General features: G+C 62.0%; 10 protein-coding genes. 6 read left to right on the top strand and 4 right to left on the bottom strand.

What is annotated here, in order from left to right; translation table 11 throughout:
- Nucleotides 1–34 precede the first annotated feature (34 nt).
- Entirely contained in the window at nt 35–1,633 is a 1,599-nt protein-coding gene (locus SB753_RS26370; protein WP_410802634.1) for an alpha/beta hydrolase family protein, read from the top strand.
- Nucleotides 1,634–1,672: 39 nt separating this feature from the next.
- Here the strand turns inward: SB753_RS26370 and SB753_RS26365 are convergent, their stop codons facing one another.
- On the bottom strand, nt 1,673–2,275 hold the full coding sequence (locus SB753_RS26365) for a methylated-DNA--[protein]-cysteine S-methyltransferase (protein WP_410802632.1): 603 nt from the start codon (nt 2,273–2,275) through the stop codon (nt 1,673–1,675).
- Nucleotides 2,276–2,540: 265 nt separating this feature from the next.
- On the opposite strand from SB753_RS26365, the gene SB753_RS26360 reads away from it, so the two are divergent.
- Both SB753_RS26360 and SB753_RS26355 read left to right on the top strand, forming a co-directional pair.
- A complete protein-coding gene (locus SB753_RS26360) occupies nt 2,541–3,881 on the top strand; it encodes a leucine-rich repeat-containing protein kinase family protein (RefSeq protein ID WP_410802630.1) in 1,341 nt (446 codons plus the stop codon).
- Between the two features lie 94 nt (nt 3,882–3,975).
- Nucleotides 3,976–4,938, top strand: a complete 963-nt coding sequence (locus SB753_RS26355) for a substrate-binding domain-containing protein (protein WP_410802628.1) — start codon at nt 3,976–3,978, stop codon at nt 4,936–4,938.
- Nucleotides 4,939–5,048: 110 nt separating this feature from the next.
- On the opposite strand, the gene SB753_RS26350 is transcribed toward SB753_RS26355, so the two are convergent.
- Nucleotides 5,049–6,803 (bottom strand): methyl-accepting chemotaxis protein, encoded by a 1,755-nt coding sequence (locus SB753_RS26350; protein WP_410802626.1) that lies wholly within the window; start codon nt 6,801–6,803, stop codon nt 5,049–5,051.
- Nucleotides 6,804–7,164: 361 nt separating this feature from the next.
- On the opposite strand from SB753_RS26350, the gene SB753_RS26345 reads away from it, so the two are divergent.
- Both SB753_RS26345 and SB753_RS26340 read left to right on the top strand, forming a co-directional pair.
- Nucleotides 7,165–8,202: a transporter gene (locus tag SB753_RS26345; RefSeq protein ID WP_410802624.1), complete on the top strand. Its 1,038-nt coding sequence runs from the start codon at nt 7,165–7,167 to the stop codon at nt 8,200–8,202.
- A gap of 150 nt (nt 8,203–8,352) precedes the next feature.
- Nucleotides 8,353–9,546 carry a GGDEF domain-containing protein gene (locus SB753_RS26340; RefSeq protein ID WP_408492623.1) on the top strand — a complete coding sequence of 398 codons (1,194 nt, stop codon included), beginning with the start codon at nt 8,353–8,355 and terminating at the stop codon, nt 9,544–9,546.
- Between the two features lie 65 nt (nt 9,547–9,611).
- Here the strand turns inward: SB753_RS26340 and SB753_RS26335 are convergent, their stop codons facing one another.
- Complete coding sequence (locus tag SB753_RS26335) at nt 9,612–10,463, bottom strand: NAD-dependent epimerase/dehydratase family protein (RefSeq protein ID WP_410802622.1); 852 nt, start codon at nt 10,461–10,463, stop codon at nt 9,612–9,614.
- Nucleotides 10,464–10,629: 166 nt separating this feature from the next.
- Here SB753_RS26335 and SB753_RS26330 point away from each other — a divergent pair, with 166 nt between their 5' ends.
- Nucleotides 10,630–11,622, top strand: coding sequence for a LacI family DNA-binding transcriptional regulator (locus SB753_RS26330; protein ID WP_020068883.1), 993 nt, complete (start codon nt 10,630–10,632; stop codon nt 11,620–11,622).
- Nucleotides 11,623–11,656: 34 nt separating this feature from the next.
- On the opposite strand, the gene SB753_RS26325 is transcribed toward SB753_RS26330, so the two are convergent.
- Entirely contained in the window at nt 11,657–12,946 is a 1,290-nt protein-coding gene (locus SB753_RS26325) for an MFS transporter (protein WP_020068884.1), read from the bottom strand.
- Nucleotides 12,947–13,164 lie beyond the last annotated feature (218 nt).

Below are 13,164 nucleotides of genomic sequence, written 5' to 3'. Positions count from 1 at the left end.
GGCGCTATGCTAGCGGTTTCGTTCGGAGACCCGCATGCCACAAGCGACCCGCACCTCAGCCATTGCATTGCTATCGTGTCTTGCGTTGACTATCGGCACATCGGCGCAAGCCGACTCATCGTGCGATCCGGCATGCGGCGCGCGCGGCCAGCTTCTGGATCATCGGGTCACGTTGCGGCTCAGCGCTGCGGAGTTGTCCGATCTGCTTACGTCGAGCCCCTCGGGGCAGCACCTCATGCGAATGGCGGGTGCGCCAGCTTGCGGCGTCGAGGTCGTGTATTTCCGCTATCGGACTATTGGCGGCGCGGGTGAACCGACCACTGCAAGCGGGGCATTGATGACCCCGCAAGGCGAATCCGCGGCGTGCGCTGGGCCGCGTCCGCTCATGTTGTATGCGCACGGCACCACCACCGACAGCAGATACAATCTCGCCGATATTGCGCGGACCGACGCGGACAACGAAGGGGCCGGCGAAGGCCTCAGCGTGGCCGCGATGTATGCGGCTCACGGCTACATCGTGGCGGCCAGCAACTATGCGGGCTATGCCGGGTCCGATCTTCCGTACCATCCTTATCTGAACGCCGACCAGCAGTCCGCCGATATGATCGACGCGCTGCACGCGGCGCGGGCCATGTTGAACGGCGATGGCTCGCCTGCCGCCACGCGGGAGAACGGCAAGCTCTTCATTACGGGCTACTCGCAAGGCGGTTTCGTTGCGTTGGCGACGCATCGCGCGCTGCAAGCAGCAGGCGTGAAGGTGACCGCATCCGCGCCGGGCTCGGGGCCCTACGCGCTTGCCGCTACCGCCGACGCCATCATTGCAGGCGAGGTCAGTCTCGGCTCGACGCTTTTCACGACGATGGTCGTGACGGGCTATCAACACGCGTATAAGAACCTGTATCGCAAGCCGACGGAATTTTTCGAAGCCGCCTACGCGCCCGATATCGAGCACGTGCTCCCCAGCGCACAACCTCTCGACACGCTTTTCTCGCAACGGAAATTGCCGTCAACGCACCTTTTCAGCAGTACGCCACCGGCTGCGCGGTTCGCGTCGATGACACCGCCCGCAGCGCCGTCGCTCACGCCGCCCGCATTGACACCGCCCGCATTGACACCGCTATTTGCCGCAGGTTTCGGCGACGCCAACCTCGTGCGTAACGCCTACCGCCGCGCGCTTCTGGAAGACGCGGCCGCCAATCCCGACGGCGCTTTCCCCGATGCAAGCGCAAGCCTCGCGCCGGCGGACAAGCCGCTGCATCCGCTGCGGCAGGCGTTCAAGCGCAACGATCTGCGCAATTGGGTTCCGACGGCGCCGGTCCTGCTGTGCGGCGGCGGCTCGGACCCGATGGTGTTCTTTTTCAACGCCCGTATCGAGCAGGCTTATTGGCGCGGCGCCAATGTGCCTGCGGGGCTGACATCCGTGCTGGATGTGGACTCGTCCGCCACCGGACCCGACGATCCGTTCGCAAGCGTCAAGCAGGGCTTTGCAAATGCGAAGGCATCGATTGCACGGCAGGCCATCGCCGGCGGCGCGACAGACAGGGGCGCCGCCGCGGTATTGCGTTCCTATCACGGAGGGCTCGTTGCGGGCTCATGCATGATTGCCGCACGAGCATTCTTTGCGAACTTCTGAGTGCGCCTGGCTTTAGGCCCGGCGACTACGCGAACGCCGTCAATTGCCGAACAACGAGCTTTGCGTGCCGCGGAGAGGCGCTGGGCGCGCGCGTTTCGCGCCGACGTTGGTTGCGTCTGCGGGGGCTTGCGCCTGCCTGTCGGCGGCGGCTTCGAGCGACGTTTGTCCCGCTTCCAGCGACAGCAGCAGCATCTTGTTCGCGAGGCCGCCCGCGAAACCGGTTAGCTCGCCTGACGCGCCGATCACCCGGTGGCACGGCGCCACGATAGATATCGGATTTCTGCCGTTTGCCGCGCCGACCGCCCGCACCGCGTTGATATTGCCGATCTGCGCAGCGATTTGTGCGTAAGTGCGCGTCTGGCCGAAAGGGATGGTCAGCAACGCGGCCCACACCTTCTTCTGAAACTCCGTCCCTTGAAACTGGAGCGCCAGATCGAACGCCTGCCTCTTGCCGGCGAAGTACTCATTCAACTGACGCTCGGCTTCGAGCAGAATCGGCCGATCGTCGGCTTGCATCGACTCTGCCAGACGCACGCGGTTCGGCTTGTCGAATTCCCACAGAATGGCGGCTAGATGCTCGCCGTTGGCAACGAGCTTCAATTTGCCGACGGGAGAATCCATCAACTTGTAGGCGTAAGTCACTTATCTGCTCCTGCGAATTGAAGTGAGACAGCGCGGCACGCGAGTGGTGTCGCAATGACCCTAGTGTGGACTTCCCGCCTGCTGAAGACACGTCGGATCTTGCTGTCTGTTTCGCCGTCAAGTATGAAGGATTCGCGCGCGAGATGGTCAGCTATCGCTAACCGGCAGCGTGACTTCACGCTGCACAACAGCACGTCACGATATGACTCAGTAGAATTGACCCTTCGTGCACGACGGGCGCGGGCCACCGGATCTTCTTACGACTGTGACAACAACACTGGAACAACTGCGAGCGGGACAACTCTCGGGCGCACGCCAACTGAAACTCGCGTGCGGGCTCACTGAGTTCCCCCGCGAGGTTTTCGAACTCGCCGACACGCTCGAAATTCTCGATCTCTCGGGCAATGCGCTGTCAGCGTTGCCGGACGATTTCGCGCGGCTCCATAAGTTGCGCATTCTGTTCGCGTCCAACAATCCGTTCACCGAGTTGCCGGAAGTACTCGGGCAGTGCCGGCAGTTGAGCATGGTTGGCTTCAAGGCGAATCGCATTGCTACGGTTGCCGGTAATGCGCTGCCGCCGCGGCTGCGTTGGTTGATTCTTACCGACAACCAGATCGACGAGTTGCCACCGCAAATCGGTGACTGCGCACATTTGCAGAAGTTGATGCTGGCGGGCAATCGTCTGCGTTTTCTTCCGGAAGAACTGGCCGCGTGTTCGCGGCTGGAGTTGTTGCGGCTTGCAGCGAATCGGCTCGACGAATTGCCGGCGTGGCTGTTTCGCATGCCGCGGCTCGCATGGCTCGCCTATGCGGGTAATCCGTTCGGCGACGCACTGGAAGCGGCGGCGTTGACGGATACGCCGATCGCTGAAATTGATTGGGACGATCTGCGCCTGCAGGAGCAATTGGGCGAAGGCGCCTCGGGTGTGATCTACCGCGCGGAACTCCGTGAGCGGGATGGCGCATCGCGGCCCGTCGCGGTCAAGCTGTTCAAAGGCGCAGTCACGAGCGACGGTTTGCCCGACTGCGAAATGGCGGCCTGCATCCGGGGCGGCGATCACGCGAACCTGATTGCGGTCGGGGGGAAAGTAAAAGATCATCCGGCAAACGCGCACGGCCTCGTGATGGAACTGATCGAGCCGCAATTTCGCAACCTGGCGGGGCCGCCGAGCTTCGAGTCGTGCACGCGGGACATTTACGCGGCGGACGCAAGCTTCAAAGCCGCCGACGTCGTGGATATGGCGCACGGCATTGCATCTGCCGCGTGCCATATCCACGGGCGGGGCGTGATGCACGGCGACCTGTACTCGCACAACATTCTGTACGACGGTCGGGCACGTGTATTGTTAGGAGACTTCGGCGCCGCATCTTTCTATGCGACAGAAAACCGCGAACGCAGCGCTGCGCTTGAACGTCTCGAAGTGCGAGCGTTTGGTTGTCTGCTCGATGAATTGATCGAGCGTTTGGAAGCGAGCGATCGTAGCGATCACGGTCATGTGCGCGATGAACTCGCTGTGTTGAGAGACAGTTGCCTGAGTGAAGACGTTCAAAGCCGGCCGCTATTCGAGCAGATCGCATCCGATCTCCGCGCGTTGAAGGCTCGGTAATGCTGAACTTGCAAGCCGCTTGCGGGCAGGTCAACCCGCATCCATCCGTTGGCGTCGATGCTGTTGTCGAGCGCTGCCAGCAAGGAGAGAAACCATGACGCAGGAAATGCGCCGCCGCGTGCTGATCGCCGGTGCTCTGGCTGCGGCCGGTCTCACACGGGCGGCCGGCGCGGCAACGGTGGAAGGCGGCATGCCGAAAATCGCACTCGTGCTGAAGTCGATTAACGATCCTTTCACGGTCGCGATGGCTAACGCGGCAAAAAACTATCAGCAGCATTACGCGTCGCAATTCGCGTTGACGGTTCGCGGTACCGCGACCGAAGCCGACACGGCCGGACAGATCCGTATCGTCGACGATCTCATCAAGGCAAAGATGAACGCAATCGTGATTGCGCCGTCCGGCTCGAAACCACTGACGGCCGTGGTGGCGCGCGCAGTCAAGGCGGGCATTATCGTGGTGAGCATCGACAATCCGCTCGACGACGCATCGCAGGACGCCGCGAAGATCTCCGTGCCGTTCGTCGGACCGGACAATCGCAAGGGGGCGACGCTGGTGGCGAACTATCTCGCCGAGCGGCTGCAGGCCGGCGACCAGGTGGGGATCATCGAGGGCATCGCCGCGGACCGCAACGCACAGGAACGCACGGCCGGCTACAGAGACGTCATGAGCACGGCGGGCATGCAAGTGGTCGCGACCCAGGCGGCGGATTGGGAGTATGGCAAGGGCCGTGACGTCGCGTCGAAAATGCTCGGCCAGCATCCGCAGATTCGCGGCTTGCTCTGCGCGAACGACAACATGGCAATGGGCGCGGCGGACGCTGTTCGCGACGCGGGCCGAACCGGCGGTGTTTATATCACCGGCTACAACGCGATTGAAGCGATCAAACCGTTGATCGCCGACGGCCACGTGCTAGCCACTGTCAATCAATTCGCAGACCGGCAGGCCGTGTTCGGCATGGACGTCGCGTTGAAAGCCGTGACCGAGCAGCGAAAGCAGCGCGAGTTGTCGCGGACGATAGAAACGCCGCTGCAACTGGTGACGGCAGCGACGCGGTAAACCCGTTTGCCGCCAGCCAACGAAAGGGCGAATGCGCGACCCTCTGACAAAGCGAACGGCAGGCTGACTGCTACCGTTCGCCTCCACAAGTGCTCAACGCGGGAACAGATTTAGAAAGTGTCCCAGCCGTCCGTTCGCGTTGCAGCCCCAGCCCCAACTCCACTGCTAGCCGTAGCAGCCATGGTGGGGCGCAAGGTGGCCGCCGCAGTGCGCCTGTTCGAGATCGCGCTGTTGCTCGCGGAGGTGCTTCGCGCGCGAGGCGCAGCGTAGGACGCATGCGTTGCCGACAACGCGGCTCCTTCAAGACGGAAGAACGACACCGACTGATTCAACTGCCGGCCCTGATCTTCGAGCGATTTCGACGCGGCCGCCGCTTCTTCCACGAGCGCGGCATTCTGCTGCGTGACCTCGTCCATCTGCGTGATTGCCTGATTGACCTGCTCGATGCCGCGACTTTGTTCCGCCGACGCCGCCGCGATTTCGCCCATGATGTCGGTCACGCGTGCGACGGCCTGCGTGACCTCCGCCATTGTCATGCCCGCCTTGTCGGCGAGCGACGAGCCGTCCTGAATCTTCTGCACGGACGTGCTGATCAGGTCTTTGATCTCTTTCGCCGCGCTGGACGAGCGCTGCGCGAGGTTGCGCACCTCGCTTGCCACCACCGCGAAGCCTCGCCCCTGTTCGCCCGCACGCGCCGCTTCGACGGCGGCATTGAGCGCCAGGATATTCGTCTGGAACGCAATGCCTTCGATCATGCCGGTGATCTCTGCGATACGCGTGGAGTTGGCGCTGATCTCGCCCATCGTCCCCACCATTTGCCCGACGACGCCATTGCCCTTCAACGCGACTTCGGATGCATTGGCGGACAAGGTGCTCGCCTGCTGCGCATTCTCGGCGTTCTGTTTGACGGTGGCGGTCAACTCTTCCATGCTCGATGCGGTCTCCTGAAGAGACGACGCCTGCTGCTCCGTGCGCGAAGACAGATCCACGTTGCCCGACGCGATCTGACTCGAGCCCGTTGCGATGCTGTCGGCCGCATTGCGAACATTGCCGATCAGACGAACGAGGCTCGACTGCATTTCGCCCATCGATGCAAGTACGCTGCCCGCCGGTGCAGTGCTGGCTCCGGGAACCGAGCGCAAGTCGCCTTCTGCGACACGCCGCGTGACTTCCGCAAGTGCGACGGGCTCGGCGCCAAGCGCACGCAGCAAGCCGCGCGTGATGATGACCCCGGCTCCGACAGCGAGCGCAATCGCGCCGAAGCAGAAGACGATAAGCAGGTTGCGCTGATGTACGAATTGCTCCGCCGATTCCTGCGCCAACTGCATCGCGTGTTCATGCGTGGCGTCGGCGTATGCATTCGAAGCCTTGATCAACGCGGCGAGCAATGGCCTGCACTTGACCGCGATCTCGGCGATTGCGGCGTCGCGTTGTCCGTCCACGGCGAGCCTGTCGATCTCCAGTGCAACCGGCCGATAAAGCTGTTCGATTCGCGATATTTCGCCAGCCAGAGCACGGGCCTTGTCGGTCATGTCCGGTGCGCTCGCCACCATTGCATTGAATTTCTCGAGGTTGCTCTCCACTCGTTTCTCGGCATCGAGCACGGCGGCCTTTTCAACTTCGAGGTCGGCAGATGAAGAGACCAGCACCAGGTTGCGCACTGCCATCGCACGGTCGTCGACGGCGCTTCGCACCGACTCGGCCATCTGCGCGCGTGCATTGACGCCACTTATATAGCCGGTGAAGCGCTCGTTCGCATTGTTCAGCGCTTTCAGAGAAATGGCCGAGACGATCAACACGACGACGGCAAGAGAACCGAACGCGGCTGCCAGCTTTGCCTTTTCCGAGAGGTTATGAAAATTCATGATTCCTGGACTCCAGTCGACACTTTTCTGGCCGAGAACTAAGTAAAGCCTTTTGATTCCCTTTAACGCGAGGGGCAGCAGCACGCGATCCCAATCAGTTGGTGCCGGTGCTAAACGCAATAACGGCCAGCAGTGCGATGCCAATAGGGCGACTACTCTGCGCAATTCACGCGCAAAGGTTTGCGCATCATTGATATTCACTATGAAGCAATTGCTCAATCGAAAATCGCGACGCTCGCGCTAGTTCCGAGGCAATATGACGCCCGCGTGACATGCTGATGGCGGCCATCGCGGCTTCATGTTCTGCTGGTAAATTGCGGGTTGTTAGAAACCTGAAGCGGAAGCAGGCAATGGACGGCTTATGAAATCTGAACTTCTGCTGCAAACTTACGGCTCGGACTCGTCCGGCATCGTGTGCGGCTTTGTCTTTTCGCCGACGCAACCCGGCCGGCCCATTACCGCCGATGACGCGCTCGAATGGTTACATGCGCAGCAAAGCGCAGGTGCTGGGCCACATACCGACGAATTCATATGGCTGCATTTCAACCTCGCGCACAGCGCGAGTGAACGCTGGATGCGCGCGCAGCTCGATTTGCCCGAGACGTTTTTCGACGCGTTGCGGGAGGGCTCGCATTCGACGCGTATCGAGCAGGCAGACGGCGCGCTGCGCGCGGTGGTCAACGACGTCATGTTCAACCTCGAGTTCATTCCGTCGGAGATCGCCACGTTATGGATTTACGCGCACCAGCGAATCATCGTGACGGCGCGTTTGAAGCCGCTGCGTTCCGTGGACCGGCTGCGCGCGTCGGTGAAAGAAGGGGAAGTTTTCCGCTCGCCGGTGGAATTGCTCGTCCATCTGATGCGCGACCAGGCCGATCTGCTCGTGCAGATCGTCCGCCGCACGAGCGCGGATATCGATCGTATTGAAGACCGCTTCCTCTCCCAGCGGCCCACGCAAAACCGGCTGGATCTGGGCGCGATGCGACGCATGCTGACCCGTTTGCAGCGGATGCTCGCGCCGGAGCCGGGCGCGATTTTTCGTCTGCTCGCAAGACCGCCTCGCTGGCTTCACGCTGAAGACGTGCAGGATTTGCGCGAGTCGACGGAGGAGTTTTCAGTCGTGCTCTCCGACATGGCAGGTCTGATCGAACGCGTGAGACTGTTGCAGGAAGAGATCATTTCGCGACTGGAAGAACAGAACAACCGTACCCTGTTCACGCTCACGCTGGTGACGGTTCTCGCCATGCCGATCAACATCGTCGCGGGGTTCTTCGGTATGAACGTGGGCGGCATTCCGTTTGCCGAGAATCACCACGGCTTCTGGGTGATGGTGGTGCTCGTGGCCTGCTTCACGGGACTAACGGCCTGGTGGGCGTTTCGGCGAAGAAAGGACCGATAGAGAGGCTTGCGCATACTATTGCCGATGCGCCGCGTGATGGCAGAGCGGCATCGGAACGAATCTGTCCGTGCGGGGGCTGTGCCAACGGACGTTAGTGAAAAATGAACGGCTGCATGCCGCATGTGCGGCCAACAATAATGCCAAAAGACCATGTCCAGTTCCGTTGCGCTGCTCGCCACCGTGTTCGTCTCATGCCTTTCGAGCGCGGCCGTGCTGGGCTACCTTGCGCGATGTAAGGTCGCCGGATTACGCCGCTGGCTTGCCGCTCACTGCCTGTTCGCCGTCGCATCCGGCGTGCTGTTTCTCGTGCATGCTCGCCCTTCGGCAGCCGTCATGCTTGCATCGTGCATGCTCGTGCTTGGCGGCGCGCTGCTCATGCTGCAAGGTTGCCGCGCGTTCGTCGGCAAGCCGCCGTGCCTGACAGGCGAGCATCTCGCGTTAGGCGTGTGCGTGGGTGCCGTCATGTACTGGACGTGGGAGTCGCCGAACGTCAGCGCGAGAGCCGCGGTCATGTCGTTCGCGCTTGCGTATGCGCGCATCGCCGTAGGGTGGACGCTCTGGAGTTCGCGTGTGCGTGAGCGTCCGCAATACGGCCACTGGCTCGTGCTTTGCGCGGCGCTCGTCGGCGGAATCGTGTACTTCGCGCGCGGCGTTCTGAACGCTTTCTTCGCCGATCCCGCGATAAGCTGGCCGACGCACGTCGCTCCCGATTTCGCCTTTCTGGGCATCAGCATTCTTTCGCTGCCGCTTCTGTCGATCGGCCTCGTGATGGTGGCCAACGACCGGCTGATGCAACAGGTGGAGAAGCTGGCCACTTTCGACGAGTTGACCGGCGCCCTGGTGCGTCGCGCATTCATGATTCGCGGCACAACGCTCTCGCAGGTGGCGCGCGCGGCGCACACCGAATTGTGCGTCGCGATTATCGACATCGACGATTTCAAAACCATTAACGATCGGCACGGTCATGCCACAGGCGACCGCGTTCTCGCCGATTTTGGCGCTGAAGTGCATCGGCACATGCGTGCCGGCGACGTGTTCGGTCGCTTGGGCGGCGAGGAGTTCGCGATACTTTTCCCGCAGACGTCGATGGCGGAAGCGGCTCGCCTGGTCGGCAGCATGCTCGCCGCGGTGAGTTGCCCGCAGCCGGCTGCAAAAGGCAAGCTGACGTATGCGTTCAGCGCCGGCATCAACGAATGTGCACAGGCGGAGAGTCTGAGCGACGCGCTGGCCGGCGCGGACGCCATGCTGTATCGCGCGAAACGAGCCGGCAAATGCCGGATCGAACTCGCGCGGACGGAACGCGCGAGCCACCCTGCGAACGACATGGCGCGCTCTGCGTATTAGCGCCGTGCGTTGAATGTCCGCACGCGGCGTTGTGGCCATGCGCCGCGCCGCGCTGCGTTGATGCGCTATCGCGAGTTTTCACGCTCCAGCGGCTCGCCCACCACGAACGGTCCACCTTGAAAGCGCTGCGCCGGGTCGTCGCGCGAGGCGTCAGGCGCCGTTGCGGGAAAGCGCTCTGCAAACGGCGCGGAACTGTCGCGCGGATTGAAGCCGAGGAAACTCGCCTTGGTGTTGTCCCACCACTTGACCGGATTGTCCGACGCGCCGTACACCACCACATGCCCCACGCGGTTCGTGAACAGCGAGCAGCGCACGAGTTCGATGAAGTCGCGATAGCTCAGGTACGTGACGAGCATCCGCGGGTTCTTTGGCTCTTCAAACGACGAACCGATGCGCATGCACACCGTCTCTATGCCGAAGCGATCGTAGTAGTAGCGCGAAAGCGCTTCACCGAAGCATTTGGTCACGCCGTACAGGGTGTCGGGTCGCTGCGGCGCGTCGGCGTCGAGTACTTCGGTTACCGGATGAAAACCGATCACGTGGTTCGAACTGGCGAACGCAATGCGCTTTACGCCGTGCTTGCGTGCCGCCTCATAGAGGTTGTACGTGCCGGCAATGTTCGCGCCGAGAAGGTCGTCGAAAGGGGCGTCGATTGAAATGCCGCCCAGATGCACGATTGCGTCCACGCCTTCCACCAGTTGCATGACGGCCTCCCGGTTCGCCAGATCCACCACGCTCGCTTCCTCATGGGGCGCTGGCTCGCCCAGGCTCGCAATGTCGGTCACACGAACCACATCGGCCCATTCGGCGAGCGCGCCGCGCAACTGGCGGCCGAGGTTGCCCGCGGCGCCCGTCAGAAGCAGGCGCCGGAACGGCTTGCGTGGTGCGGCGTCGTTTTGGGTCATCGTTTGGCTCATCGGTGAAACTCCTGCAAGTAGCGTAGCTAGTTAGGTAAACGTTTTTGACAGCGGGCGAAGCGACGCGAAGCCGGGCGTTAGTGGACGTCTCAGCATGTCGGAAAGGCCCGCATATCAGGTCTTTTCTGCGACAATCGGTTAACAGAGAGAAAACGTTACCTTCGGGATGAAAAAACTTTCTCCGACCATTCGCGATGTCGCTGCCGCTGCGGGTGTCTCGGTCGCAACCGTGTCGAAGTACATGAACGGCGCGCAACGCTTTTCCGCGCCGGTCGAGGCTCGACTGAAGGCCGCGATCGAAGAACTCGGCTACCGTTCGAATCCGCTCGCGCGATCCATGATCACCGGCCGCACGCGCGCAATCGGGCTGACGATTCTCGACATCAGTAATCCGCACTTCACCAACGTCGTGAAGGGCGCGAACCGCATTGCGCTGCGCCACGATTACACGCTGCTGCTCGTCGATACCGACGAAAACCAGGCGCGCGAACGGCCGTTGATCGAAGCGCTTGCGCAGCGCGTGGACGGGCTGATCCTCAGTTCGCGCATGTCCGACAGCGAGTCGCAATGGTTGCTCGATCTCGGCAAGCCACTCGTGCTGCTGCGGCACAGCGATACGTTGCCGATTCCGAGTGTGGGCATCGACAACCGGCTTGCCACCTACATGCTCGCGCGGCATCTGCTAAATCTCGGGCATCGTCAAATTGCTTACCTCGGCTTTGGACAGGCACGCATTAACGACGAGCGGATTCGCGGTGCGCGCGAGTGTCTCGAAGAAGCGGGCCTGACGCTCGATGTCTACGACGCGCATGCGCCGACCTCTCATGCCGGCGAACATGCATGTTCGCGCGTCATGCTCGGCCCGCGCAGGCCGCATGCGGTGATCTGCTATAACGACCTGATCGCGCTTGGCTTCATGAAAGAGGCGGCGTCGCTGGGTATCAAGGTGCCGCAGGAGTTGTCCGTAACCGGCGTCGACAACGTTCCGTACGGCGAATTCGCGGCGCCGGCGCTGACAACGGTCGATATTCAAAGCGAGAAGATGGGCGAGCTCGCGATGCAAAAACTGATCGACGCACTTGCGGGCCACCCCGACACAGGACATTCGATGTTCGAGCCGAGGCTCATCGTCCGTGAATCGACGGCGGCCTGCGGCTGACATGCGTTGCGGTTTCACTCGCGCTTCTCAAGCTTCACGCTTCGAACTTCGCCGGTGCCATGCGCGGCGTCAGCATGTGCATCACGGCAAACGCGATGAGATAGGCGAGCGCGCCGATTGCGAACAGCACCCAGTAGTGACCGGTGCGTTGCAGCACCTGTCCGATCACTTCCGAGAACAGCACACCGCCAATCGAACCAGCCATCCCGCCGATGCCGACAACCGCGCCAAGCGCGCGCTTCGGAAAGAGGTCCGACGCCGTGGTGAAGAGATTTGCGGACCAGCCCTGATGCGCTGCCGCTGCGAGGCCGACGATCGCAACCGCTCCCCACAGGTTGTCCACCTGTGAGACGAACGCGATGGGCAACACGCAACACGCGCAGATGAACATTGCTGTTTTGCGCGCGGCGTTCACGCTCCATCCTGCACGCAGCAACGCCGACGAAAGCCAGCCGCCGCCGATGCTGCCGACGGTCGTCATCGCATAGATGCAAACGAGCGGCAGGCCGATGTGCTGCATGTCCATGCCGCGCGACTCGTTGAGCCACTTCGGCAGCCAGAACAGATAAAACCACCACACCGGATCGGTCAGGAATTTGCCGATCAGGAACGCCCAGGTTTGCCGCTTGCGAATCAGCACGCCCCAACCGGGCGCGCGGGCGTTGGCGTTGGCGGCATCGAGCGCTTCGACTTCGTCGCGGGCTTCTTCAAGATCGTCGTCGTGTGAACGCGGTTCAGCCGAGCGGTAGAAAGCGAACCATACGGCGAGCCACACAATGCCCAGCGCGCCGATGATCACGAACGCCGAGCGCCAGCCGAACGCCAGTGCAAGCGGCGGGATGATCGCGGGCGCGAACACTGCGCCGATGTTCGCGCCTGAGTTGAAGATGCCGGTTGCCAGCGCACGCTCGCGCCGCGGGAACCACTCAGCGGTGGTCTTGATCGCGGCCGGGAAATTGCCGCCTTCGCCTATGCCCAGCAGCGCGCGCACCATTGCGAAGCCGGTTACCGAGCCTACTGCGGCGTGCAGCATCGCGGCAATGCTCCATATGAGCATGGCAAGCGCGTAGGAAATTCGCGTGCCGAGCCAGTCGACAATCCTGCCGAAGCACAGCAATCCCACTGCATAAAACGCGGAAAACGCGATCACGATGCGGCCGTACTGCACCTGGCTCCAGCCGATGTCATGCTGCAGCAGCGGCGCGAGCAGACCGAGAATCTGCCGATCCATGTAGTTGATGACCGTCGCGAAGAACAGCAGCGCGCACACCGTCCAGCGATAACGGCTGGCAGTACGGGCTAGACCGAGTACAGCAGTTTGCATGGATGTCTCCGTTGCGCAGCCTCGCTCGTCGCGCTGCGCTTTATATAGCAGGCGACGAGCGCCCCAAGCCCGTCACGTGCGACGCAGTGCAACAGCGCCGAGTCGACGATTTGGACCTAATTAGGAAAACGTTTTTCTAAGCATAGAAGCTTTGCGCGCGATTTTCCAGTACTGAGTTTACCTAGGATTGTGCCCAATGGCGCAGTGGTGCGAGCATT

Source organism: Paraburkholderia sp. SIMBA_053 (genome assembly GCF_046534895.1).
Classification (GTDB): Bacteria; Pseudomonadota; Gammaproteobacteria; order Burkholderiales; family Burkholderiaceae; genus Paraburkholderia; species Paraburkholderia caledonica.
This window is presented reverse-complemented; position numbering and strand designations above follow the sequence as displayed.

Excerpts from the sequence above, each read along its gene's own strand:
- SB753_RS26370 (WP_410802634.1), top strand. The coding sequence starts at position 35 with ATGCCACAAGCGACCCGCACCTCAGCCATTGCATTGCTATCGTGTCTT.
- SB753_RS26330 (WP_020068883.1), top strand. The coding sequence starts at position 10,630 with ATGAAAAAACTTTCTCCGACCATTCGCGATGTCGCTGCCGCTGCGGGT.
- SB753_RS26355 (WP_410802628.1), top strand. The coding sequence starts at position 3,976 with ATGACGCAGGAAATGCGCCGCCGCGTGCTGATCGCCGGTGCTCTGGCT.
- SB753_RS26335 (WP_410802622.1), bottom strand. The coding sequence starts at position 10,463 with ATGAGCCAAACGATGACCCAAAACGACGCCGCACCACGCAAGCCGTTC.
- SB753_RS26340 (WP_408492623.1), top strand. The coding sequence starts at position 8,353 with ATGTCCAGTTCCGTTGCGCTGCTCGCCACCGTGTTCGTCTCATGCCTT.
- SB753_RS26350 (WP_410802626.1), bottom strand. The coding sequence starts at position 6,803 with ATGAATTTTCATAACCTCTCGGAAAAGGCAAAGCTGGCAGCCGCGTTC.
- SB753_RS26345 (WP_410802624.1), top strand. The coding sequence starts at position 7,165 with ATGAAATCTGAACTTCTGCTGCAAACTTACGGCTCGGACTCGTCCGGC.
- SB753_RS26325 (WP_020068884.1), bottom strand. The coding sequence starts at position 12,946 with ATGCAAACTGCTGTACTCGGTCTAGCCCGTACTGCCAGCCGTTATCGC.